Annotated in this window: 22 protein-coding genes; 12 read left to right on the forward strand and 10 right to left on the reverse strand. The window is 58.6% G+C overall.

Annotation, left to right across the window (positions count from 1 at the left end; genetic code table 11):
- Positions 1–8 precede the first annotated feature (8 nt).
- The 3 genes from OZ656_RS18365 to OZ656_RS18375 all read right to left on the reverse strand — a co-directional run bounded on the left by OZ656_RS18365 (position 9) and on the right by OZ656_RS18375 (position 2,543).
- Complete coding sequence (locus tag OZ656_RS18365) at positions 9–626, reverse strand: glutathione S-transferase family protein (protein WP_286893535.1); 618 nt, start codon at positions 624–626, stop codon at positions 9–11.
- Positions 627–703: 77 nt separating this feature from the next.
- Positions 704–1,441: an alpha/beta fold hydrolase gene (locus OZ656_RS18370; protein WP_273031183.1), complete on the reverse strand. Its 738-nt coding sequence runs from the start codon at positions 1,439–1,441 to the stop codon at positions 704–706.
- A gap of 1 nt (position 1,442) precedes the next feature.
- Positions 1,443–2,543, reverse strand: a complete 1,101-nt coding sequence (locus OZ656_RS18375; protein WP_273031181.1) for a M14 family zinc carboxypeptidase — start codon at positions 2,541–2,543, stop codon at positions 1,443–1,445.
- Between the two features lie 144 nt (positions 2,544–2,687).
- On the opposite strand from OZ656_RS18375, the gene OZ656_RS18380 reads away from it, so the two are divergent.
- Entirely contained in the window at positions 2,688–3,521 is an 834-nt protein-coding gene (locus tag OZ656_RS18380) for an ABC transporter substrate-binding protein (RefSeq protein WP_114433714.1), read from the forward strand.
- On the opposite strand, the gene OZ656_RS18385 is transcribed toward OZ656_RS18380, so the two are convergent.
- Both OZ656_RS18385 and OZ656_RS18390 read right to left on the reverse strand, forming a co-directional pair.
- Entirely contained in the window at positions 3,497–4,474 is a 978-nt protein-coding gene (locus tag OZ656_RS18385; RefSeq protein ID WP_288589355.1) for an META domain-containing protein, read from the reverse strand. The two genes, OZ656_RS18380 and OZ656_RS18385, sit on opposite strands and share 25 nt — an antisense overlap.
- 129 nt (positions 4,475–4,603) lie before the next feature.
- Positions 4,604–5,041 (reverse strand): META domain-containing protein, encoded by a 438-nt coding sequence (locus OZ656_RS18390; RefSeq protein WP_011786952.1) that lies wholly within the window; start codon positions 5,039–5,041, stop codon positions 4,604–4,606.
- A 109-nt stretch (positions 5,042–5,150) separates the two neighbouring features.
- On the opposite strand from OZ656_RS18390, the gene OZ656_RS18395 reads away from it, so the two are divergent.
- The 7 genes from OZ656_RS18395 to OZ656_RS18425 all read left to right on the forward strand — a co-directional run bounded on the left by OZ656_RS18395 (position 5,151) and on the right by OZ656_RS18425 (position 11,417).
- Positions 5,151–5,888: a glutathione S-transferase family protein gene (locus OZ656_RS18395; protein ID WP_379944778.1), complete on the forward strand. Its 738-nt coding sequence runs from the start codon at positions 5,151–5,153 to the stop codon at positions 5,886–5,888.
- A 111-nt stretch (positions 5,889–5,999) separates the two neighbouring features.
- Positions 6,000–6,986 (forward strand): sterol desaturase family protein, encoded by a 987-nt coding sequence (locus OZ656_RS18400; protein ID WP_041656521.1) that lies wholly within the window; start codon positions 6,000–6,002, stop codon positions 6,984–6,986.
- Positions 6,952–7,905: an alpha/beta hydrolase gene (locus tag OZ656_RS18405; RefSeq protein ID WP_183577390.1), complete on the forward strand. Its 954-nt coding sequence runs from the start codon at positions 6,952–6,954 to the stop codon at positions 7,903–7,905. Before OZ656_RS18400 ends, OZ656_RS18405 begins: the two co-directional genes overlap by 35 nt.
- 9 nt (positions 7,906–7,914) lie before the next feature.
- A complete protein-coding gene (gene modA / locus OZ656_RS18410; RefSeq protein WP_022993171.1) occupies positions 7,915–8,682 on the forward strand; it encodes a molybdate ABC transporter substrate-binding protein in 768 nt (255 codons plus the stop codon).
- Complete coding sequence (gene modB, locus OZ656_RS18415; protein ID WP_022993172.1) at positions 8,682–9,362, forward strand: molybdate ABC transporter permease subunit; 681 nt, start codon at positions 8,682–8,684, stop codon at positions 9,360–9,362. The genes modA and modB overlap by 1 nt, the downstream gene beginning before the upstream one ends.
- Positions 9,359–10,438 (forward strand): molybdenum ABC transporter ATP-binding protein, encoded by a 1,080-nt coding sequence (gene modC / locus OZ656_RS18420; protein WP_303292982.1) that lies wholly within the window; start codon positions 9,359–9,361, stop codon positions 10,436–10,438. Before modB ends, modC begins: the two co-directional genes overlap by 4 nt.
- Positions 10,439–10,535: 97 nt before the next feature.
- Positions 10,536–11,417, forward strand: coding sequence for an alpha/beta fold hydrolase (locus tag OZ656_RS18425; RefSeq protein WP_199452978.1), 882 nt, complete (start codon positions 10,536–10,538; stop codon positions 11,415–11,417).
- An 89-nt stretch (positions 11,418–11,506) separates the two neighbouring features.
- On the opposite strand, the gene OZ656_RS18430 is transcribed toward OZ656_RS18425, so the two are convergent.
- Together OZ656_RS18430 and crp are read right to left on the reverse strand one after the other, a co-directional pair.
- On the reverse strand, positions 11,507–12,415 hold the full coding sequence (locus tag OZ656_RS18430) for a vWA domain-containing protein (RefSeq protein ID WP_199452976.1): 909 nt from the start codon (positions 12,413–12,415) through the stop codon (positions 11,507–11,509).
- Between the two features lie 269 nt (positions 12,416–12,684).
- Complete coding sequence (crp, locus tag OZ656_RS18435; protein ID WP_007153756.1) at positions 12,685–13,326, reverse strand: cAMP-activated global transcriptional regulator CRP; 642 nt, start codon at positions 13,324–13,326, stop codon at positions 12,685–12,687.
- A 249-nt stretch (positions 13,327–13,575) separates the two neighbouring features.
- Here crp and OZ656_RS18440 point away from each other — a divergent pair, with 249 nt between their 5' ends.
- The 3 genes from OZ656_RS18440 (at position 13,576) to OZ656_RS18450 (ending at position 16,027) form a co-directional block, all read left to right on the forward strand.
- Positions 13,576–13,998 carry an OsmC family protein gene (locus OZ656_RS18440; RefSeq protein WP_199452974.1) on the forward strand — a complete coding sequence of 141 codons (423 nt, stop codon included), beginning with the start codon at positions 13,576–13,578 and terminating at the stop codon, positions 13,996–13,998.
- A gap of 233 nt (positions 13,999–14,231) precedes the next feature.
- Positions 14,232–15,023 (forward strand): adenosylmethionine decarboxylase, encoded by a 792-nt coding sequence (gene speD / locus OZ656_RS18445; RefSeq protein ID WP_011786962.1) that lies wholly within the window; start codon positions 14,232–14,234, stop codon positions 15,021–15,023.
- 149 nt (positions 15,024–15,172) lie between these two features.
- Positions 15,173–16,027, forward strand: coding sequence for a pirin family protein (locus OZ656_RS18450; RefSeq protein WP_199453004.1), 855 nt, complete (start codon positions 15,173–15,175; stop codon positions 16,025–16,027).
- Here the strand turns inward: OZ656_RS18450 and OZ656_RS18455 are convergent, their stop codons facing one another.
- The gene (locus OZ656_RS18455; protein WP_199452972.1) at positions 16,028–16,894 is read right to left on the reverse strand and encodes a phosphoribulokinase; all 867 of its coding nucleotides are present in this window, start codon (positions 16,892–16,894) and stop codon (positions 16,028–16,030) included.
- 26 nt (positions 16,895–16,920) lie between these two features.
- A complete protein-coding gene (locus OZ656_RS18460; protein WP_199452970.1) occupies positions 16,921–20,670 on the reverse strand; it encodes a DUF1631 family protein in 3,750 nt (1,249 codons plus the stop codon).
- A 186-nt stretch (positions 20,671–20,856) separates the two neighbouring features.
- On the opposite strand from OZ656_RS18460, the gene OZ656_RS18465 reads away from it, so the two are divergent.
- Entirely contained in the window at positions 20,857–21,927 is a 1,071-nt protein-coding gene (locus OZ656_RS18465; RefSeq protein ID WP_199452968.1) for an aminopeptidase, read from the forward strand.
- On the opposite strand, the gene argA is transcribed toward OZ656_RS18465, so the two are convergent.
- Positions 21,901–23,208, reverse strand: a complete 1,308-nt coding sequence (argA, locus tag OZ656_RS18470) for an amino-acid N-acetyltransferase (RefSeq protein ID WP_199452966.1) — start codon at positions 23,206–23,208, stop codon at positions 21,901–21,903. The genes OZ656_RS18465 and argA overlap by 27 nt on opposite strands.
- Positions 23,209–23,265 lie beyond the last annotated feature (57 nt).

Raw genomic sequence — 23,265 nt, forward strand, 5'->3', positions numbered from 1 at the left:
GGCAAACGTCAGGCCTGCGCCGAAGGCCGAGCCTTGATCCGGTCGAACCAGGCCTGCAGGTGTTCCTGCTCCGGTTTGATGCGGATATTGACCACCCGGGCGAAGGCCACGGTGGTGAAGGCATTGATGTCGGCCGCGGTGAACCGGTCACAGCAAAGATATTCCCTGCCCTCGAGCTGCTTGTTCAGGAAATGCATGAATTTCTCGACGCCCTGGCCGCACTCTTCCCCCCACTCCTTGATGGGATTCATCCGGTCCTTGAAATAGCCGGTGGTGTGCTGAAAGCACATGCCGGTGGGCATCATGAAATAGAATTCGATCCAGCGCAGCCACTGCTCCACCTGGGCTTTCTCCAGCGCCGATTCACCCAACAAGCTGGGCGTGTCCGGATAGCTTTCTTCAAAATAGCGGCAGATGGCCATGGTTTCGGCAATGCAGGTGCTGTCGTCCAGTTCCAGTACCGGCACTTTCTTCATCGGGTTGCGGGCAACAAATTCCGGGCTCAGGTTCTCCCCTTTTTCAATATCCACCTGCACCAGTTCAACCTGGTCCAGCAAGCCTTTCTCGGCCAGGAACATGCGCACTCGGCGTGGGTTAGGGGCAGTTCGGGTTTCGAAGAGTTTCATCTTGTTATTGGCTCCGTTCACTCGTTGAATTGACGCCAATGAGCGTGACCGCAAAAAACAGTTGCGTCAAGCAACCGCTATTGGCCGGGCAACCAGTTTTTGATCTGCCGAATGATCCAGTCGGGTTCATCCAGCGGCAGATCGTGCCCGGCATCCGGATGCAGCCGAAGCGTCCAGCACCAGCGTCGTTCCAGTTCGGCGCTGCAATGCCAGTGCACAATACGGTCACCCTTACTGGCAAGCAGCAGGGCATCTGCCATGGGCCGCTCGGGCAAGGGCTGAAACCGGGCCGCCGCCTGCAACTGATTGAACGCCGTATAATAGTTGACCGGGCGCTGGCGCTGGATGCTGTACCAGGCTTTGCACACCGACAGTGGAATCTCTCGATTGGACGTCAGTCGCAGAATATCCCGTTCCCGGTGAAACAGCTCGCGACGTGCCAGCAGCTGAGTGACGCGCGGCCAGGCCAGCGGGCGCATGCGTTTCCAGAACGGACTGAAACCGGAACTGGTGTTGACCAGAACCAGGTGCTGCAACTCCCCGGGTTCCGCATGCTGCGCCCAGTCAAGGGCCACCATACCACCCATGGACAGCGCCAACAGGCTGAACGGCCTGGGTATATGATTGACCTGCTCACAGACGCGCCTGCGAATCTCAGGGATAGTGCCGGGAGAATCCTCGCGGAACAGTGTGCCGGTGCCCGGCAGATCAATGGTGTGGAACCGGTGTTCCGGAAAGGCCGAGCGAAGCTGTGCCGGGAAATCGCCCCAGTGGCCCTGCTCCCGGGTGAGGCCTCTCAGAAGGATCCAGTGCATGTCATCGGCTATCCCTGTACCAGTGCATAATGGCAGCTTCCCTCAGCATGGACTCTTCATCCGACCCCGGCAACCAGTTCTCATGACTGGCAGCGGCGTTCAACAGGAAATCAATCCACGGCATGTGACTGCGCAACACCCGTTGGTGTCGGTGCGGAACCAGTGGGTTGAAGAAGCCTTCCAGCCGAAACAGCTGACGCGGGCGTTTACGAATCCAGCGCCAGGATCCCATTTCCAGGGTGAGCGGCAGGAAAACTCCGTCGCTGGTTCGGTTAACCTGTTTGTAAAAGTAGTCCCATAGATCACCATGGGTCAGATAGTGGGCAGATTGCGGCTCAAACCGGTACGTGTGATTGGGGTAGGCCTGTTCCCAGATCAGCTTGAGCGCCATGACCGAGCCAATACGGCGCATGGGCCGGCGGCGATAGGCGTAGGGAAACCAGATCTGATCCTGCCAGCCAAACCCGGAGTGACAATCCAGCGCCAGGCTGAATGGACGGCCCGGGAGCAGTTCCCGGATCACCGACTCGAGGGCCAGGTTCTCGGCTTCCATCCCCTGTTCGGGATCACCGGTATACCAGGGCAAGCGTGGTGAAAGCCGCTGCCCTCCCAACAGGAAGGCACTGCGATCCTGGGCCGTAATCGGCGCATTACGCATCAGATCAACCCCCTTCGGATTGCTGCGCTGGTTCAGGTACATGCCGCCCGGGTTCAGCATGGGCAGAAGCGTGATATGCACCCGCTCCAGAAGCGCCCGTACGCTGTCATCCCAGGCCAGGCGTGCCAGAAAAGAAGACAGCCACGCCATCACCACCTGCGTGCCGATACGCTCAAGCCCATGAACTCCGCCAATGAGCATAACAACGGGCGCATCCTTGCGATCGGTACCCAGATCGACCCGATAGACCGGCAGTTCAAGATCGCGAACGCTCACCCGGGACAGCACGGAACTGGAGACACCTTCCGGCGCCTCCGCCAGCAGCCGCTCGAGCTGGATCAGCTCCGGCAGGAAAGTGCGAAGCCTTCGTTTCTGGCCTTTGTCCCGGCGGGCTTGCTCCGCTGGTATCACCGCGTGGGGCGTCAATGCTTTCAGTTCGGTCATTTCAGGCTCTCTGGCAACGGCTGCTGACAGTGTGCGCCAGGAATGCTTCAGTCCGTTGACAGTGCCGAACCTGTTATTGCAAATAGTATGCAAGGGTATACTATGAAAATGCACCTTCGCAGATTACCGTGACCCGGTTCGCTCATGCCCAGATTCCCGTTGCTCATCCTGGCCCTGTTGATGGCCGCCTGCTCACCCGATGAGGCTACAGAACCAGGACGACATGAAGCCACGGAAAGCGCCACGCGCCAGCAACCTGCCCCCCACCCTGATCAACACCGGATCATTCTCGCCGCCGACCCCTGGTGCCCCCATAACTGCCGGGCTGGTGCGCCGGAGGAAGGTTATATGGTGGATATTGCGCGGGAGATTTTTGCCGCATCGGGCTTTGACGTTGAGTACAGAAACTATGGCTGGGCCCGCTCCCTGAGCCTGGCCCGGGAGAACCGGATTGATGGCGTTATCGGCGCCCTGAAAGGCGACGCCCCGGACTTTGTCTTTCCGGAGCGCCCCATGGGCACTGCCCGTATCGGCTTGTACACGCATCCGGAGAGTCAATGGCAATACCGGGGTCTGGAGTCGCTTAACGGAAAAACCCTGCTGGTGATCAACGGTTACTCCTACTCTCCGGAGCTGGATCGATATATTGCAGACTATACCGATGACCCCGAACGAGTGTGGGTCATCTCCGGAGCAGCGCCCCTCGGGCGAGCTCTCAGACTTCTGGCACAGGAACGCACCGATACCTTCGCCGAAGACCAGGCGGTCATGAGCTGGTTTTTGCGGGAGCATTCCGGATATCCACCTCCAAGACTGGCCGGGATCGCCCACCAGGCCCCCGTCTACATTGCCTTCTCGGCCGGGAATCCAAGATCGGGGGAACTGGCCAGACTGCTGGATGCGGGTCTGGCCAGGCTGGCTGAAACTGGCCGCCTGGACGTGATCAAGGCGTCCTACGGGCTTTCCACCTCGGACTGAAAAGCCTTGATGGTATTGCCAGCGGGTGTTTGCAGCAGCAATTCACCATGCCGGCCGATCCGGCCATCCGTTACCTCTTCCAGCAGCTCCAGGAAACGCCTTTCCTGATTCATCAATGCCGGCGCACAGGCCATCATGGTGGTGGCCTGAAGACTGAAGGACAACCCTTCTCCCGTCAGGTTGTAACTTCCCGTATAGCGATTACAGGAAGCCCGGCCAGCTACCCGGTTGTCCGCCAGAAACCTCAGGGTCATTCTGGAGCGGTCAATAATGCCGGCACCGGCAAGGTCTTCCACCGCCCATTCGGCACCCCGGAACAGCCGCTGACGATCCCCGCCACAACCCTCAAATGTCTCATCGCCGAGTGTCAAACGAACCTGAGCCGGATACTGAGCGCCAGCCATCTGGTCTTCACACAACTGATGAGCGATCCGCACCTCCGTCCGCTCGTCACCCAGCGTGGCTTCATAGGCGCGACCGTGGCGATTGGCAAGAATCTCGTTCAGGCGGATATCTTCGGTAACTTGCTGGTCGTAAGGACGGGTCAGCCGCATCTGGCCATTCTCGATAACAACAGACCAGAACGGTTCCGTGCCTATCCCACGAAACGAGGATTCAATGGCACCCGGCTCCAGGCACTCGGGAAGCGTCTCGCCACGCAGGCTCAGCGTTGCCCGCTCCCCCTTGCTCCAGAACCGGGTATCCGGGTCGCCGGGCGCGACAAACAAGGCGCCGGAGGCGCTCTCGGCCGGCTTGAGCAGAATCCGGCGATTCAGGTATTCCAGTCCTACCAGTTCGTCGTCACCGGAGCTGGTGACCGTAACGTCCAGCTGGCCACACTGGTAACGGCCAAACTCCGACAAGCCCGTTTTCGTCGGGCTGGAGGCACAGGCACTGATCAGGGCGCCGGCAAGAACCACGACTGACAGCGATACACCTTGTCGCAAAAACATGAACACATCCTCTGTTGTTCCAGACTACAAGTCGCCATTGTAGAGATTCCATCCTGGATTCACCACGATCGAGGCAAAGCGCTGAGGCAGAAGCGTATCTGTGTCACGTCATCGCCAAGGCGACCGGAACTACTCCTGTTCAGCGGCAGGCGAGGCCAGGATGGTAACGCCCTGCCCGGTCTCAAGCACCAGACGGCCATCTGCGGCGAACTGATACCCGTGAACGTCGCCCAGCAGTTTCAGAAACCGGTTTTCCTGCTGCATCAGGGTCTCGGGGCAGGCCATTCGCGTCGCGGCCATCTGGGAAAACACCAGTTCTTGACCCTGAATGTGCCAGCCTCCGTTGTAACGGTTGCAGGACGATGAGCCAAACACCCGCCCTTCATCGGTGAACCCGATGGTAACCTCACTACCCTCAAGCACCGGCTCACCATCAATCTCTTCCACCAACCACTGGCTACCGGCCAGCGACCCGGGCTTTCCACCCTCTTTCTCGGCATTGAGGGAGCAGCCCCAGAGCGACCCGGTAATCAGCAACATCGCCATGACATTCTTTGCAAGACTCATATAACCCCCTGATAGATAGTGAGATAACCATTACATTCTACGCCTGCCGTCTTGGGAATTCGCATACAGAAAGGTTAATCTTGAGTTACCAGACATCCGGAGCAACACCATGGCGATCAAACTCTATCAGTTCTGCATTTCGCACTACTGCGAAAAGGCGCGTTGGGCCCTGGACTACAAGGGCATCAACTATCAGACCGTCAACCTGCTCCCGGGCCAGCATGTAAACACCATTCGCAAACTGACCGGGGCCGAGTCGTCTGTACCGGTACTCGAACACGACGGCCAGATCATCCAGGGCTCCGGACATATCCTGGATTACCTCGACAAGGTCTTTCCAGACAAGCCCTTATTGCCGGCGGATCCAGACCTTCAGGCCAGGGTTCTTGAATGGGAACAGAAGCTGGACGAACAGGCCGGCCCCGCTCTGCGCACCTGGGTGTACCACTATTTTCTGCAACGCCCGAAAATAGTGGTACCCATGCTGGCAGCGGGCACACCATTCTATAATCGTATCCTGCTCAGCCTGGCCTTCAGCCGGGTTGATGAGATCATGCGCAAGTGGATGAAGATCAACCAGAAAACCGCCGATACCTCACAGGCAACCCTCGAGGCTCTGGTTAAAGAACTGGCCGAGATCTATCAGCAACGTCCGTTCCTGGTAGGCGATCAGTTTACCCGCGCCGATCTCACTGTCTGCTCGCTGCTGGCGCCGTTGTTCCAGCCGCCCGAGTACCCGGTGCCATGGCCAAAGCCGGGCAGGGTTCCGAAGCCTGTGCAGGCCTGGCTATCCGAATGGCAGACTGCCATCGATCCCATCGCCGCGGTGTATCGCCAGAACCGGTGACGCTGGCCAGGCGGTGGCGGAATAGGCCAGCAACCCTGGCGCAATAGGACATCGCCTTTAGCCGACGCTGTGCGATGATGACTCCCAACAAAAATAATTTGGGGAGCAGCCATGGTGTTGATCGACATGATGCGGACAGTGCTGGAAGACAGCGGGCTGATCAGCCTCTGGCAGTTCCTGGCCCCCTGGCTGGCTCTTGACGAACGACAGCTGATTTTCGTCATCGCCACCCCCGTGTTCATTGCAGTTACCTTGTGGGAATACCTGAAGATACGGCATGACCCACGGTTGATGAACGTGCCGGAGGCTATTCGCAACTTCGCCCTCGGTGCCGGCTACCAGGTTACGGAGCTACTTTTTGCCGGCCTGATCGCCTTTCCCGTCTACGCGCTCTGCTATCACTATCGCTTGCTGGAACTGGAGCTGAACTGGGCGACCGGATTTCTGACCTTTCTCGGCGTGGATTTCTGTTTCTACTGGATGCACCGTGCCAGCCACCGCATGCGCTGGTTCTGGGCCGCCCATGTAGTCCATCATTCGTCCGAACGCATGAATTTCTCCACCGCCATGCGCCAGAATGCCACCAACATTTTCAACGGCATGTGGATTTTCTATTTGCCCATGGCGCTGATCGGTTTCAACCCGGTGTGGATCGGCATCGCCTATGCTTTCTCCCTGGTGTACCAGTTTTTCGTGCATACCACGCTGGTGGGGCACCTGCCGGCCTGGGTCGAATTCCTTTTCAACACCCCGAGCCATCACCGGGTACACCATGGCCGCAATCCGGAATACATCGACCGCAATTACGGTGGCACACTGATTATCTGGGATCGCCTGTTCGGAACCTTTGTCCCGGAGAGCGACAGCAACCCACCGGAATACGGCATTACCCGGCAGATTCATTCCAATAACCTGATTGTGCTCTGGACCCACGAATATGTGGACATGTTCCGCGACATGGCCCGACCCGGCAGCTTATTGTCCCGTCTTCAGCATTTATGGAATCCGCCGGAGTGGCAGCGCCCGGCACCTCAGAACAACAACAAGGATGCGGGCCGAAACCATGACAGAACACCCTCTGACGCTGAATACCCCTGACGGCAACACCATTGCCGGACGGCAATACCTGCCGGCACAGCCAGTTGCCATTCTGGTGATCAGCCATGGCATGGCGGAGCACGGTGATCGCTACCAGGAGCTGGCCCGCTGGCTCGGGGCTCACAACATTCTTGTCATCACCTATCACCACCGGGGCCATGGCCCCCACTGCCCGGCCGAACACCAGGGGCACTATGCTGATCAGAACGGATGGCAACGGGTGGTGGACGACCTGGCGCAAGTGGTAGAGACTGCTCGCAAGCAGCATCCAGGCCTGCCAGTAAATCTGCTCGGCCACAGCATGGGCTCGTTCATCGCTCAGAGTTATGCCCAGCAATACGGCGACCGTATCAACGCCCTGATCCTCAGTGCCACCAACCGCATCCACCGGCCCCAACTGCTGGCCTCGCGGCTACTGGTTAACCTGATTGCCGGCGTCCGTGGCCGGCGCCATCGCAGCCGGCTCATCGGCAAGATGACCTTTGGCCAGTTCAATCGTGCTTTCCGGCCCAACCGTACCGGCAGCGACTGGCTGAGCCGTGATCCCGAGCAGGTAGACCGCTACGAAGCCGATCCTTGCTGTGGTTTTGATTGCTCCGTGGGGCTCTGGCAGGACTTCATTGCCGGCATGCTGAGCATCCGACCGGCAACCTGGCATCGGGATCTGCCGGTACACTTGCTGTCCGGCACCGCCGATGCCGTGGGCGAGATGGGGAAAGGCGTCCGCCAGCATTTTCAGACCATCCGGGAGTCGGGCATCGAGCAGGTAACGCTGCGGTTGTTCGACGGCGGGCGCCATGAGATGCTCAATGAAACCAATCGCATGGAAGTGTGGCAATACGTGCTAACCTTATGCCGTATTCAGTCGCCCGCTCGGTCGGAGGCCCGCGACCTGCCACTGGCCCAGTCACTACCATAAGGAATCACTATGAGCCGCCGTACCTGCTGGCGTTTCTTCCCTTTGCTGGCAATCTGGCTGCTTCTGCCCCTAAGCAACGCCTATGCGGGGAATCTGACCCTCGCCGTCGCTGCCAATTTCACCGACACCACCGCCAGTCTGGTGGAGACATTCAAGGCCTCAACCGGTCACCGGGTCACCGCCAGTTTCGGCTCCACGGGTAAACTCTACGCCCAGATTCGCAACGGCGCACCATTTGATGTGTTCATGGCGGCCGATGCTCAACGCCCCCGGTTACTGGAATCCGACGGGATGGCCGTTCCCGATTCTCGCTTTACCTATGCCAGGGGCAAGCTGGTGCTCTGGAGCCCTGAGACCGCGGCCTTTATCTCTCCCATCGCCTACCTGAGCGAACAGCCGTTCTCGCGGCTGGCCATCGCGAATCCTAAAACTGCCCCCTATGGCTTGGCCGCACAGCAGGTCCTGGAACACCTGGAACTCTGGTCACCGCTGCAGCCCAAACTGGTCCGTGGCGACTCCATCGCCCAGACCTTCCAGTTCATTGCCAGCGGCAATGCCCAGGCCGGGCTGGTGGCGCTGGCTCAGGTCAAAGCCTGGCCAAATCAGGACGGAACACTCTGGCGGATTCCGCAATCTTATTATGCCCCCATCGATCAGCAGGCGATACTTCTGAAACGCAGTGCCGACAATGCTGCCGCCAGAGAGTGGCTCGCCTTCCTGCAGTCCCCGGAGGCTATTGCGATTATTCAGGACTACGGATACGACACGGCGGACTGATGCTGGAAACCTATTGGCAGCCGGTCTGGCTGACGCTGAAGCTGGCTTCACTGACAACCCTGGTACTGCTGCTGGTAGGAACTCCGATCGCCTGGTGGCTGGCCCGGTCTCGTCACTGGCTGCGCCAGCCGATTGCTGCGGTCGTCGCCTTGCCATTGGTCCTGCCGCCCACGGTGCTCGGATTCTATCTTCTGCTACTGCTTGGCCCGAATGGCTGGGTCGGCCAACTGACAGAACGTCTTGGCCTTGGTTTACTACCGTTCACCTTTGAGGGCCTGGTAGTGGCCTCGGTTATCTATTCCCTGCCCTTTACCGTGCAACCCCTGCAGAATGCTTTCGAAAGTATCCGTGAAGGCTTTCTGGAGACCGCCGCCACCCTCCGGGCGGGGCCCTGGGACCGGTTTTTCTTTGTGGTGATTCCGCTGGCCCGCAACGGCTTCATCACCGCCAGCGTGTTGACCTTCGCCCATACAATCGGCGAGTTCGGCGTCATCCTGATGATTGGCGGCAATATCCCGGGCGAGACCAAAGTGCTGTCGGTGGCCATCTACGATCACGTGGAATCCCTGGAGTACACCCAGGCCCACTGGTTGGCTGCGGGCATGGTGGCGTTTTCCTTCATCGTCCTGGTGACCCTGTACGTCCTCAATGGCAGGGCCCGGGCGGGGGCCCTGCGATGAATCCCACAGCCATCGAGGCACGTTTTATCTGCCGCTTTCCCGGATTTGAACTGGATGTCGACCTGAAGCTACCCGGCAACGGGATTACCGCTTTATTCGGTCACTCCGGATGCGGCAAAACCACGCTGCTCCGCTGCATCGCCGGGCTGCAGCAGGCTCACGGACAGCTTTCCGTATTGGGCACGCCCTGGCAGAAAGACAACCTGTTCAGGCCGGTTCATCAGAGGCCCCTGGCCTATGTGTTCCAGGAAACGCATCTTTTTCCCCACCTGTCAGTACGCCGAAACCTGACGTTCGGGCAACGCCGGGTTCCAGCCCAGCAACGCCAGATCCGGTTTGATGATGCCGTCTCCTGGCTCGGGCTGGCCCACCTTCTTGAGCGTATGCCAGCCGGACTGTCCGGTGGCGAACGGCAACGGGTAGCCATTGCCCGGGCCATACTCACCAGCCCTCGACTGCTGCTGATGGATGAACCTCTGTCGGCACTGGATCAGAACTCAAAGCAGGAGATACTGCCCTACCTTGAGCGCTTGCGAGACCACCTGGCGACTCCGATGCTCTACGTTTCCCACTCCACCAGCGAAGTGGCGCGCCTGGCCAACCATATTGTAATGATGGACAAGGGGCGTGTTATCGCACAAGGACCACTGCAAGAGACCCTGGCCCGGGTAGACCAGCCGTTTCGGCTGGAGGAAGATGCTGGCGTGCTCGTTCAGGCAACACTGGACACACTGGATGACCAGTGGCATCTCGCCCGTTTCAGCTTTGACGGTGGCAGCCTGTGGCTGCGACAGGATCCGCGCTTCCGGCCCGGCGACCCAGCCCGCATACAGGTACTGGCAAGAGATGTGAGCATCGCGTTGACGGAGCACCGGGACCAGAGCATTCAGAATCTGCTGCCGGCACGGGTGGATCGCGTCGAAACAGATGTCACCCCCGGCACCACCCTGGTGCGACTGCTGGCCGGCAATACCCCGTTCCTGTCCCGGCTCACCAGCCGCTCCGCGGCCCAGCTGTCACTCACCCCCGGCCAGCCGGTGTGGCTCCAGATCAAATCGGTTGCCCTGGTGGACTGAATATCTTCAGGCACGACTTCTGGCCCCTTCGGCCACAGAGTGTGACCAGTGATACCGCTACTCTGGCGTTTGAACACACCATGCCGGGAGCAGAGACATGCCGACCAAACGTGAACACTGGGTGACCAGTGGAGACCTTCTTCTCTACGCCGTTGCGGAGGGCAACCCCGAGGCAACGCCCATTGTTCTGGTACACGGCTACCCCGACAACCACAGTGTCTGGGACAAGGTGGCGGCAGCACTCAGCCAGGAATATCTGGTGATTCGTTATGATGTCCGCGGGGCTGGCCGCTCCGACAAGCCAGCTCGCACCCGGGACTATCGCCTGGCGCTGCTGGCAAAAGATCTGCAAGCAGTCGTCAACGCCATTGTCCCCGACCAGTCATTTCATCTGGTTGCCCACGACTGGGGCTCCATCCAGAGCTGGGAATCAGTGACGGACCCCGATCTTCAGCAGCGTATTCGCTCCTACACCTCCATTTCCGGCCCCTGCCTGGATCATGTCGGCTTCTGGATTCGCAATCAGATAGGCTCACCTGCGAACGGAGGCACCACCAAAGTACTGCGTCAGTTGGCGAGCTCCTGGTATGTTTTCCTGTTCCAGCTGCCGCTGCTACCGGAAATGATCTGGAAAGCCGGGCTTGACAAAGTCTGGCCGAACTATCTGAAGACACAGGAACAGGTTGAAGACGCCCGTTTCAGCCCCTGGCAGAAAGCAGACGGACAATATGGTGTGAAGCTCTATCGGGCAAACTTCCTGCCCAGGCTGCTGCGCCCAAGGCCCCGGCACACCCGCTGCCCCGTTCAGGTGATCATTCCCACGCGGGACGCCTACGTCGGCCGCCACCTGACCGAACACCTGGTGCACTGGACCGGTAAGCTCACGCTGCAGGAACTGGATGCCCCGCACTGGGCGCCACTGACCGAGCCCGACGCCATCTGTCAGTCTGTATCAACGTTTGTTGGGAATAACGCTTAGCGGACTTCAAAGCCCCTGATGATAACATTTACAAAAACAACAAGGGCGCCCGGAGGGCGCCCTTGTTACTGCAAGCCTCAATCGAACGATCAGGCTTTCTTGCGGCGGAATGCCAGGCCAGTCAGACCCAGACCCAGCAGGGCCAGGGTACCGGGCTCCGGCACAGAAACCGGAGGCTGCTCGGTAATTTCCTGTACCTTGGTGTCAACAAACGATGCGGTGAACGAATCTGCGTTAGTACCACCGGAACGGAGAATGTTCAGGTTCCAGGCGGCACCGCCGGAATTCAGGGCCAGATCGACGTAGTCGCTGCCAGTGGTTCCGTTACCACTACCGATGTTGCCAGCGCCTTCACACTTGGTGAAACCACCCAAACCATCGGTCAGAAAACCGTTATCATCGCTGTCGATACCAATGGCATTGGTAGAGGACCCACCACAACCAAAGCGGTTGTTTACTACCACGTTGAGCAGGGCGTTCTTGCTGCCCAGACCCGCCAGCAAACCCTCTTTAGTAAGGTTACCATTGGTGTTGTCACGATCCTCGTCGGTAACCAGCACGAAGTTAACTGCGGCATCCGCGCGATAGCTCAGTTTATTCAGTGCCCAGTCCAGCGCGCTCCAGCCGTCTTCCGTGCCACCGTTGGTAACCAGCGTCGACGTTGCAGCAGCAAAATCGGTGGAACTGCCCCACTCCTGAGTGCCCGCCGTTACTGAATCCATATCATGGGCATGGGGATCCAGATGGTTGCTGGATGACCTGCCCCCGAAACCAACCAGCGAGTACCGGTTGCTCACCGAAGAGCCAACGCCCTCACCGACCAGACCACTCTCAAGGCTTGCAATCATATTGCTGAGCCAGGCGTGCTCTCCACCCATGGAGCCGGATTCATCGACCAGAAACACAACATCTGCCGTAATCGGCGCGGCAACAGAAGCGGAACTCATCAGGGCGGCTGCGGCCAGGCCAGCAGTGCCGGCAATCCATTTTCTTTTCATGGTTAAACTCCTTTTTGTGAGTCAATGTGTGACTCAACCGTCCCTGCGCGATTCCTGCCAGAATTCAAAAGATGATTATATTTCAGTTAGTTAGAAACCACACACTTAATGTGTCTGCGCACAACTGTAAAGTGCTTCGACACCATCAAAGCTGAGAAGGTAACGGAGCAGAAAACGGCAAATATACCGACGGAGATGCTGGGAAAAAGCGGTGCCCGTCAACAGCGGAGCACCGTTTTATGCAGAGATTACAGGGAGGGAGAGAGCAATCAGCGGGTACCGTAAACCACCATGGTTTTACCCTTGACCCGCACCAGACCTTGATCTTCAAGAGTTTTCAGAACCCGACCGACCATCTCCCGGGAGCAACCAACAATGCGTCCAATTTCCTGACGGGTAATCTTGATCTGCATGCCGTCCGGGTGAGTCATGGCATCCGGCTCTTTGCACAGATCCAGCAGTGTTCTGGCAACCCGGCCAGTGACATCAAGGAACGCCAGGTCCCCTACCTTACGGGTAGTCTGGCGCAGGCGCGAGGCCATCTGTTCACCAATAAAGTACAACACCCGCGGATCCTGCTGAGCGATTTCCCGGAACTTGGTGTAGCTGATTTCTGCCACTTCGCACTCAGTCTTGGCCTTGACCCAGGCACTCCGGGAATCCATGTTGTCGAACAGCCCCATCTCGCCGAAGAAATCACCGGCATTAAGGTACGCCATGATCATTTCACGACCATCGTCGTCTTCAATAATGACAGTGACCGAGCCCTTGACGATGTAGAACAGGGAATCGCTTTTATCACCCGCATAGATGATGGTGCTTTTGGCTGGGTAACGCCGGCGATGGCATTGGGAAAGGAAGTAATCCAGGTGTTTGGTCTTCTGCTCAACCGGCTTGACAATGGTAGCCATAATGCGAGACATGCCTCCTCAGAGTCTGGCGATTCCTGATCGTTTTTATATCCCCGCCTGTCCGTGCGGGTTAGGGGTTTTACTGATATGCCACGCAACTTATAACAAGAAGGTAACTTCTGGGCAACTCAAAAGCGGATACAGGATGTATCTGAAGGCAATACCGCTTTGGTCCCAACCACATCATGCCGCAGGGAGTTAACTGTGCTAGCATCCTGCCCATTCATTCAGGCACCAGGGGTAACTCCGATGAAAGCAACCGTCGACTGGACAGGCAATGCCAGCTTCAAAGCAACCAGTGGCAGTGGCCACAGCGTTCAACTGGACGGCCCCCCGGATCACGGTGGCGAGAATCTGGGTCCGCGCCCGATGGAGTTGCTGCTGATGGGCGTGGGCGGCTGCTCCTCCTTCGATGTGATGAGCATCCTGAAGAAAAGCCGCCAGGACGTGATCGCCTGTCACTGTGAGCTTGATGCGGAGCGCGCTGATGAGGTGCCGGCTGTGTTCACCCGCATTCATCTTCATTTTGTGGTTAGCGGAAACAACCTGAAGGAAAAGCAGGTGGAGCGCGCAGTCAGCCTGTCTGCCGACAAGTACTGTTCAGCCTCGATCATGCTGGGCAAAGCCGGTGTCGAGATCACGCACAGCTTCGAAATCCAGGCCGCCAGCTAGAACGGCAGGTCAGATTCCGGCCAGCGCCCTGCAACCGCGGCTTTCCGTTATAAAAAATGTCATTGCAAATACTATTCAATGACACCTGCGGTATGCATAATACGCAACTTTCTCCGCCGGTCTGCGCAAAAGGTGAACAGCTCCATTCACCCGGTCAGTAGTCGGTGGCGGCCTCGGCAGGGAGAGTTCCTCTCCCTGTGATCATTCATCTCCATTTCCCGGAGGGGCTGAGCATGGAAACCAAACTCCAGCTGCACGGTTTCAACAACCTGACCAAATCCCTGAGCTTCAACATCTACGACATCTGTTACGCGCAGACCGAAGAACAACGCGAAGCCTATATTGATTACATCGACGAGATGTACAACGCCGAGCGTCTGACCCAGATTCTGACCGACGTGGTCAAGATCATCGGTGCCAATGTTCTCAACATTGCCCGCCAGGATTACGAGCCTCATGGTGCGTCCGTCACCATGCTGATCGCCGAGCACGAACTGTCCGACAGCGAAGCCAATAACGAAGAGTCCCCTGGTCCGCTGCCGGATACCATTGTGGCGCATCTGGACAAGAGCCACGTGACGGTGCACACCTATCCGGAAAGCCATCCCCATGACGGCGTGAGCACCTTCCGGGCCGATATCGACGTGTCCACCTGCGGTCTGATTTCACCGCTGAAGGTACTGAACTACCTGATTCACAGCTTCGACTCGGATGTGGTTACCGTTGACTACCGTGTACGCGGTTTCACCCGTGACGTGGACGGTACCAAGCATTACATCGATCACGACATCAACTCGATCCAGAACTACCTGACCGAGGATACCCAGAACGCGTATCAGATGATCGACGTCAACGTGTATCAGGAAAACCTGTTCCACACCAAGATGATGCTCAAGGAGTTCAATCTGGACAACTATGTGTTCGGAGTGAACGCCGGCGACCTGGACCCGGCAGAAGCCCAGTCCATCGAGGATCGCCTGCGCCGGGAAATGCTGGAAATCTTCTACTCCCGCAACGTGGAATAATCGCTCCGGAGGTGACGACGGGGTTCCCGTCGTCACCTTTTGATGCCTTCGTCAGTTTTTTTGACTTCCCCCGCCAGAATTCTGCGTTTTCATCCCTTCCACCATCCCGGTTAAATAGCCCCATGACTAACCGAGAGGAGGACGGGATCATGCTTCGCTCCCTGAAACAAACCATTCCCGCACTGGCCACATCCGATGGCGCCGGGGTTCGCATCAAACGCTCACTGGGCCAGCGCCAATCCGTGCGAATGGACCCATTTCTGATGCTGGATGAGTTCGGCTCTGACCAGCCACAGGATTACATTGCCGGCTTTCCGGCCCACCCGCATCGGGGCTTTGAAACCGTCACCTATATGATTGAAGGGCACATGCTGCATGAGGATCACCTGGGGAATCGAGGCAACCTTCGCAACGGCGGGGTGCAATGGATGACCGCGGGCCGGGGCATCGTGCATTCGGAAATGCCACAGCAGGAATCCGGGGTCATGCGGGGCTTCCAGCTCTGGCTCAACCTGCCTGCCGCCGAAAAAATGAAGGCCGCCGGTTACCGGGACATTCAGCCAGAGGAGATTCCGGTGGCGCGCCAGCAGGGCGTATCCGTCCGGGTCATTGCCGGTGAACTGGAGATCGGCGGCGGTTCCGTCACCGGTGCAGTCACCGGCGGCAGCACGGAGCCTCTGTATGCCGATGTCCACCTGGAATCCGGAGCGAGGGTATCGCTGCCCGTCCCCCAGGCGCTCAATGCCCTGGTTTACCTGTATGAAGGTGGCGCAAGCCTGGTAAGCGAAGACCGGAACCAGGCTCTGGCACTGTCCTCGGCAAACATTCTGGAGCAGGGGGACGAAGTTCTGATTGAGGCCGGAGAGGCCGGGGCACAGCTGCTACTGATTGCAGGCCGGCCCATCGGCGAGCCAGTTGTCCAGTATGGTCCGTTTGTGATGAACAAACCTGCTGAGATTGAGCAGGCGCTGGCCGACTACCGCGATGGCACCCTGACGGTCTGATCAGGCAAAGGTTTTGCCGGCCATCAGGCTCTGGACCATGGGCCGGATAATCAGGTCCATGGCCAGGGCCATTTTCGGCCCCGGAATCACCAGGGTATCGTGACGGGAAAGGCTGCTCTGGGGAATGGCCTGCAGTAACCACGGGAAATCCACATCCGTCGTTTCCCGAAAGTGAATCACCACCATGCTCTCGTCTTCACTGGGCACATCCCGGGCAACGAAGGGGTTGGAGGTGTCCACCAGCGGAATTCGCTGGAAGTTGATGTGGGTGTGAGAGAACTGCGGCACGATGTCGTGCACGTAATCGTCCATCCGATTGATGATGGTCTGAACCACGGCATCCTGGCTGTAGCCCCGCTGATGGGTGTCCCGATGGATTTTCTGGATCCACTCCAGATTGACAATGGGTACCACACCAATCAACAAGTCAACGTACTGGGCAATATTGTAGTTGTCGCTCACCACCCCGCCGTGAAGCCCCTCGTAGAACAGGGCATCGGTATCCGCAGGTAACGGGCCCCAGGGGGTGAAGGTTCCGGGTTTGTGGCCAGCGGCGATCAGGTCACGGTCTTCGTCATGAACGTACTGCCGGTATCGGCCATTGCCGGTATGGCTGTAGTCATAGAACAGAGCCTCCAGCCTATCGATATGATTCGCTGCCAGGGCAAAGTGGTTGCGTTCACCAAACTGCCCCTTGGCGGCAAGTCGGGCCATTTGTTCCCGGGTATACCGATGAAAGCTGTCGCCACTGACCATGGCGGCATCGATGCCCTCACTGGCAAACATGCGGCTGAAGATCTGCCCGGTTGTGGTAGTACCTGCCCCGGAAGATCCGGTAACGGCAATAATCGGATGGCGTCTGGACATAAAAAGCTCAGGTTCCCGGATGTGCGTCAGACAAGACTGGTCAGCAGTCGGGGCTTCTCAACCACAAAACCCTGAGCGTAATCCACGCCCAGTTGCCTCAGCATATCCAGAACCTCACGGGATTCAACCTGAGAGGCAATCACTTCCCGTTCCATATAATGCGCCATATCCACCATGGATCTGACCATGGCCTGATCCGTCTGGTTGGCTGCCAGCTGACCGGTAAAGGCACTGTCGATCTTGATCAGATCTACCGGCAACGATCGCATGAACTGGAAGGAGCTGGGCCCGCTGCCAAAGTTACCCAGGCAGAACCGGCAGCCAAGCTCTTTCATTTCCAGCATGAAATCCGCCACCGATTGCAGATCATGAATGGCAGAGGCTTCCGTCAGCTCGAACCAGAGACGCTCAATCGGTGCATCCTTCTCACTGAGCTTTTCGTAAATGAATTCCAGCAGTGACTGGTCGTTCAACGAATAGCCGGACAGGTTGATGCAGACACCACCCACATGGCGCGGATCCGGAGACTGGTCCCGCAGCCAGTCCAGCATGTGCCCCACCACCCAGCGATCCACTGCCTGCATGCGGTCATAGCGCTCGGCCATGCGGACAAAATCCTGGCCGGTAATCAGCTGCCCGCTGTCGTCGTACATGCTGATCAGAATTTCATACTGGGCCGCCATTCGGGTGTTGGCATGCAGAGGAATGATTTTCTGGCAACGCAGCAGCATGCGCTCTTCGTCCGGGTTACTCAGGCCGGCCACACGGGCCGCAATCTGTTCCTGCCGGGCCTGGTCGTCTGCGTCGAGCGTGTAGATCGAGAAACGTCCCGGGCCCTTGTCGCGAGCGGAATTGAGCGCCTGCTCGGCGGCTTTCAGCCATTTTTCGGCGCTGATCAGCGCGGGCAGTTCCGGCGCCAGGCCAACATTGGCATTTAATGTGTAACGCCGACCACCGTACTCAAAGGGTTCCGCTGCAATGGCTTCCAGCAGTGCCTTGGCAATTTCCGGCCCCTGTTCTTCAGGCACCAGCATGGCAAATTCATTGCCCCCGGGACGAGCCACCGGCATGCCGTCGCCCACATGCCGACAGATGAGCTCCGCCACCCGTTTCAGGGTTTCATCCCCGGCCTGGTAGCCCGCTGTGTCATTCAGCAATCGGAACCCGCGCAGGTCCAGTTGCAGCAATGCACGACTGTCTTCCCGGCGGGCCAGTTGCTGCTCCAGCATGCGCTCGAATTCCCGGCGGTTCAAAAGCCGGGTCAGTTCATCATGGGTGGATGCCCAGGACAGCTGGTCATAGACGTTGCGAACCATGCGGTCGATGCTCTCGTCTACCAGCGGCCGGTCATACTGATTGTCCGGTACGATAATGCCTTTGCGCATTTGTCTGGCCAGAGCCTCCAGCTCCAGCTCAACCACCCGCATACCCTGGTGGTTAACGAAGACAAACCGGCTGAAACCACGGGCAATCCACACCAGGCGGATGTACTGGGGATCTTCTGCCTTGGTCTGATCCCGCAGCCAGTCGCCGGTGCGCAATTGCTGGGCCCGGTTGATCCAGCGTTGCAGGCTGCGCTGTTCCCGTTCACTGAGCACCTGTTTGTCCGGGCGAGCACCACTGACCGCAGGCATCTCAACCATTTCCGGCGCCTTGTCAGGCCGACGCACCAGAAACTGCTTCAATTCATCCCGGATCTGGGAGGACGGCATGTGGTTACTGGAGATCGACGCCAGCCCATCCTGAATCAGCCGTAACAGTTCGGGCAGGTTAATGCTGCTGTCCGGGTCCTCGGCAAAAGCCATCAGCGAATCGATCACCGCCAGGTAGTCCTGCCATAACTGACTGTCTGGTCCCTGGCGAATCCAGGTCAGCGACAATAAATCCCTCCAGCCGCCTTCAAGCAGGCTGACCAGGGCCCTGGGAACCTTGCGGCCAGCCAGTTTGCTTTCCAGCGCGCTGGCCACGGCGGTTTTGGATTCGGCAACCTTCTGGGCACCCTCTGCGGCAGCAGTCACCCGCTCAACGTTGCGGCGATACACGAGGTTCTGCCGGTCAATCAGCGTGTCCAGCTCACCTACGGTCTGCTCAAACACACCGGTATCCTGTTCGAACTCGGTAGCAATGCGGTGAATCAGCTCATCCACCCGGCGCTGCACCACCGGGTTCAGCCGGCCACCCTTCACGCCCAGTTGTGCCAGGCGGTTCATCACACCACGAACCGGGCTGTCCTGGTCCTCAAAGAATTCGGGATCACGCATCACAACTTTCAGCACCGGCACTTCCAGCTGACGCATTCGGCTCTGGGCGTAGTCACTGAGCTTGGGGCTATCGACCACGCTCCGGAAAAACCGATCGACAACGTCCAGAGTGTCCTGCTGCTCAGCATTGAGCCGGGTGTCACCGGTTTCACGTATCTTTTCAACCACCCGGTCCCGCAAGGGCACGGCCGGCTCTTCCGGAGCCGCAGCGCGTAGCTGCAGCTCCTGCAATTCCCGGTGCAGTTCACCCTGAGACAGCGGACGGGCATTGGCCGCAAACGGCTCTGGCGTCGCCTCTCCATTCTCCACACGACTGGCCTGCAGTGTTGTCAGCAGATTCCTCACCGTGGCAAAAGCCGTCTGGGCTGCGCGGGCATACCCCCGGAACTCTCCAGCTACCCGGTTTTTCAGCCCGCGGGCCGTTTGCCCGGGTTTGCTTTCCGGCGCCTCAGGCTGCGGCTTTTCCAGAGGTGTTTCGGGCTCCCGCTTCAGCACCTCGGTCGGCGGTTCCTTCCTGGCCGGCGCCTGTTCGCTCAGATAACGGGACAGGTCCAGATCCGGCAACACACCATGCCGGATCAGGATATTGTTCAACTCCCGATACAACGGCTCCAGCTGTTTGATCACCGTCTGCTCAAACGTCTTCAGGCAGACCTTTTCAACGTCCCGGCTGACTTTCAGCTGGGCAAGCGCGTTATGGAAGGCTTCGCACACGAGGGCGGGACCGAGGGGATTATGATGGCCGGTGCGATTGGCGATACCTAACTTGTCCAGCCTCAGCTTGAGCTGCAGCAGGTCGCCACGGTACTGGGTATCAGCACGGGTAACCATCACCCGAATTGCCAGCCAGTCCTCAAACTCGTTTTTGTCTACCACCGACAACACTGAACCGGGCGCGCCTTTGGGCTCCGGTTTTAAGGGCGACTCCAGACTGCGGCTCATGTAATGCCAGAGCACCCGCTGGCGCCCCTGAATCTGGCCGGATGCATCCATCAACTCATTGGCAAGCTGGTCGTTTGGGGCTTTCTGGGCCGCAATACGCAGTGCCTCCACCGTCTGGACAAAACAGGCATCCATGAGTGGTTCAATAAACCGCGTGACGGTTTTGGCACACTGGTGAAGCACAAACTGAACGCGTTCACTGGGAGCGCGAAGTGATGACCGGGCCTGATCCCCGGAACTGCCACACAACTGCAGCATGGCGCTGAAGGCATCGGAATCGGGGCGGGTAAAATGCACGCCCATGGCACCGTCAATACGCCGCACCGGGCTGACATGAAGCTCGTATCGACGATTGCCCTCAAGACCGCGGAACCGAACCACCAGCTCGGTAACGCTGCCGCCGGCAAAGGCCCGCTCGATTTTGCCGGAGGTTTCACCCGAATAACGAATGAACATGCCTTCGGCACAGAAATCAGCAATCTGGCAGGGCCACGCCTCACCATTGCCGGCATCTATCTGAGCGGCAAGTTTTATCGGCTGTCGGGGGCTGCTGCGACGCTCTCTCGGATCCATGAACTACCTGACCAGTTGCAAAGCCGGCATGTTGCCGGATGCGGAAATCCGGCCAACGTCCCTGAGTGGGTGTAGGTTCGAGCTGTTATGATAAGGCCTGTGGCGGTCGGTTAAAAATCTGTAACAGCCGTCGGCGAATAAGGAATTGTACAGCCTCATACCCACAACATCATAATATGATGATTCATGAGACAGCTTAGTCAGATCTATCTCTTTTTGCTACTGGTAACACCCCTGAGTGGCTGTACGACCATTGGCTACTATAGCCAGGCCATCGGCGGCCACGTGTCCCTGATGATGAAGGCCAGGCCCATCCACCAGGTGATCACGGCACCGGAAACCGACCCGGAACTTCGTCGACAGCTTGAGCTGGCAGCGCAGGCGCGGGCGTTTGCGGCTCAGGAACTGGCCTTGCCCGTGGACGACGTCTTCAGTGAATACGCAGCTCTGGGCCGCCCATGGGTGGTAGTGAATCTGGTCGCCGTGCCGGAGTTTTCCCTTACCCCCCACCAGTGGTGTTATCCGTTTGTGGGCTGCCAGTCCTATCGCGGGTACTTCCGCCTGGCCGATGCCCGGCAGGAACAGACGGCCTTCCAGGAGCGCGATTACGATACCTTTATCGGCGCTGTTACCGCCTACTCCACCCTGGGCTGGTTCGATGATCCACTGCATACCGGGTTCACCTCCCTGGCGGATGACCGCATGGTCGCCCTGATGTTCCACGAGCTGGCCCACCGCGTGCTCTATATCAACGGTGATACCGCCTTTAACGAGAGCTTTGCCACTGCCGTGGAACTGGAAGGGCTTCGGCTCTGGCTGAAGCGGCAAGGGGCATCTGAGGGTTTTGAGCGCGCTCTGGCGCGATTACAGCACCGGCAAAAGACTCTGGAACTGGTCGCCGCCACCAGCGAGCAACTCCAACAACTTTATGCCCGCCAGGATACGATGGACAAATCCACGCTGCGGGCGCGCAAGGCCCAACTGCTCGACGAACTGGCCCGGGACTACGCCAACCTGGCCGACCAATATGAAGAGCCGGGGCCTTTCGGCCCGCCGCCGGTACGGCTGAATAATGCACAGCTGGCACTGTTCCGCCAGTACAATCAGCACGTTCCCGCCTTCCGACAGATGCTGAAAGAGCTGGACTACCACTTCAGCGAGTTTTACCGGGCCGTCGGGGAGCTTTCCCGGCAACCGGCGGACAGTCGATCTGCGCGGTTGAAATTGCTGTCAGAGCGGTTTGTAGAAAACCTTTGAATTGCGCTGGGTGTTGTATGAGGCCAGCTTTGGACCCGGCAGATCCTGCACGGCGGTGGGTACGAAACCGCGTTCCCGGAACCAGTGTTCGGTTTGGGTAGTCAGCACAAACAGTTTGTGGACACCCTGGCCCCGGGCCAGCTTTTCAACCATGGCGAGAATCTCGTCACCACGGCCGGCACGGCGGTAGGAGGGGTCGACCGCAAAACAGGACAACTCTCCGGCGCCCTCCTCCGGATAATGGTACAGCGCGGCGCAGCCGACAATGGTGCCGTCCCGCTCCGCCACCACAAACCGGTCAATTTCGGTTTCCAGCATTTCCCGTGAACGACGAACCAGCACGCCCTGCTCTTCCAGGGGCTGAATCAGCTCCAGAATACCCCCGATGTCTTCTACCCGTGCCTGGCGAATCTGTTCGTAGTTATCACCGCTGACCAGGGTGCCGGACCCATCGCGGGTAAACAGCTCCTCCAGCAGAGCGCCGTCTTCTACGTAGCTGATGATGTGGGCACGCCGAACGCCTTTGACACAGGCATCGCAGGCGGCCTTGAGCAAGGCCGCATCGTGGCCGGTGACGGCATTGTCGTTCAAGCGTTCGGACGCCTGACGGGCGGACAACTCACGTATCAGGCTACCATCTTCTTCGAGCAGGCCTTCATCGTCGATGAAGACAATCAGCTTCTCCGCCTGCAGCGCCGCGGCCACCTGGCTGCCAACGTCCTCATAGGAAAGGTTGAAGGCATCACCGGTGGGCGAATAGCCCATTGGAGGCAACAAAACAATATGCCCCAGCTCCAGCAACTGCTCGATGCCACGGGTATCAACACGGCGGACGCGGCCGGTGTAGCCAAAATCAATGCCATCCAGCACGCCAACGGGTTTGGCGGTGACGTAGTTGCCGCTGCTGACCCGAATCCGGGCGTTGTGCATGGGTGAATTCACCAACCCCATGGAAAGCTGGCTTTCCAGGTAGGCCCTGAGCCCGCCAATGGCTTCCATAACCATCGGTAGATGGTTATCGGGGGTGATGCGCAGACCCCGTGCGAAGGAGGATTCCAGGCCGGCATCATCCAGTCGCGACTGGATCTGGGGGCGGCCACCGAACGCCACCACCAACTTGACGCCAAGGCTGCTAAGCAAAGCGATGTCGTGGATGATGTTGATAAAATTGCGGTGCTCAATGGCATCCCCGGGCATGGTCAGGACGACGGTCCGGCCGCGATGGGCGTTGATGTACGGAGAGGAATGGCGGAATCCGTGCAGCCAGTCGTTTGATTTCAAACCTTTATTCCTTATACCCTGATAATGCTTGCCAAGAATGGAGAATGCCGGGACGGT

This window comes from Marinobacter sp. LM1 (assembly GCF_042763285.1).
Lineage (GTDB): Bacteria > Pseudomonadota > Gammaproteobacteria > Pseudomonadales > Oleiphilaceae > Marinobacter > Marinobacter nauticus.

Bases quoted from the DNA above. Each gene is read 5' to 3' on its own strand.
- OZ656_RS18365 (WP_286893535.1), bottom strand. From the start codon at position 626: ATGAAACTCTTCGAAACCCGAACTGCCCCTAACCCACGCCGAGTGCGC.
- OZ656_RS18370 (WP_273031183.1), bottom strand. From the start codon at position 1,441: ATGCACTGGATCCTTCTGAGAGGCCTCACCCGGGAGCAGGGCCACTGG.
- OZ656_RS18375 (WP_273031181.1), bottom strand. From the start codon at position 2,543: ATGACCGAACTGAAAGCATTGACGCCCCACGCGGTGATACCAGCGGAG.
- OZ656_RS18380 (WP_114433714.1), top strand. From the start codon at position 2,688: ATGCCCAGATTCCCGTTGCTCATCCTGGCCCTGTTGATGGCCGCCTGC.
- OZ656_RS18385 (WP_288589355.1), bottom strand. From the start codon at position 4,474: ATGTTTTTGCGACAAGGTGTATCGCTGTCAGTCGTGGTTCTTGCCGGC.
- OZ656_RS18390 (WP_011786952.1), bottom strand. From the start codon at position 5,041: ATGAGTCTTGCAAAGAATGTCATGGCGATGTTGCTGATTACCGGGTCG.
- OZ656_RS18395 (WP_379944778.1), top strand. From the start codon at position 5,151: ATGGCGATCAAACTCTATCAGTTCTGCATTTCGCACTACTGCGAAAAG.
- OZ656_RS18400 (WP_041656521.1), top strand. From the start codon at position 6,000: ATGGTGTTGATCGACATGATGCGGACAGTGCTGGAAGACAGCGGGCTG.
- OZ656_RS18405 (WP_183577390.1), top strand. From the start codon at position 6,952: ATGACAGAACACCCTCTGACGCTGAATACCCCTGACGGCAACACCATT.
- modA (WP_022993171.1), top strand. From the start codon at position 7,915: ATGAGCCGCCGTACCTGCTGGCGTTTCTTCCCTTTGCTGGCAATCTGG.
- modB (WP_022993172.1), top strand. From the start codon at position 8,682: ATGCTGGAAACCTATTGGCAGCCGGTCTGGCTGACGCTGAAGCTGGCT.
- modC (WP_303292982.1), top strand. From the start codon at position 9,359: ATGAATCCCACAGCCATCGAGGCACGTTTTATCTGCCGCTTTCCCGGA.
- OZ656_RS18425 (WP_199452978.1), top strand. From the start codon at position 10,536: ATGCCGACCAAACGTGAACACTGGGTGACCAGTGGAGACCTTCTTCTC.
- OZ656_RS18430 (WP_199452976.1), bottom strand. From the start codon at position 12,415: ATGAAAAGAAAATGGATTGCCGGCACTGCTGGCCTGGCCGCAGCCGCC.
- crp (WP_007153756.1), bottom strand. From the start codon at position 13,326: ATGGCTACCATTGTCAAGCCGGTTGAGCAGAAGACCAAACACCTGGAT.
- OZ656_RS18440 (WP_199452974.1), top strand. From the start codon at position 13,576: ATGAAAGCAACCGTCGACTGGACAGGCAATGCCAGCTTCAAAGCAACC.
- speD (WP_011786962.1), top strand. From the start codon at position 14,232: ATGGAAACCAAACTCCAGCTGCACGGTTTCAACAACCTGACCAAATCC.
- OZ656_RS18450 (WP_199453004.1), top strand. From the start codon at position 15,173: ATGCTTCGCTCCCTGAAACAAACCATTCCCGCACTGGCCACATCCGAT.
- OZ656_RS18455 (WP_199452972.1), bottom strand. From the start codon at position 16,894: ATGTCCAGACGCCATCCGATTATTGCCGTTACCGGATCTTCCGGGGCA.
- OZ656_RS18460 (WP_199452970.1), bottom strand. From the start codon at position 20,670: ATGGATCCGAGAGAGCGTCGCAGCAGCCCCCGACAGCCGATAAAACTT.
- OZ656_RS18465 (WP_199452968.1), top strand. From the start codon at position 20,857: ATGAGACAGCTTAGTCAGATCTATCTCTTTTTGCTACTGGTAACACCC.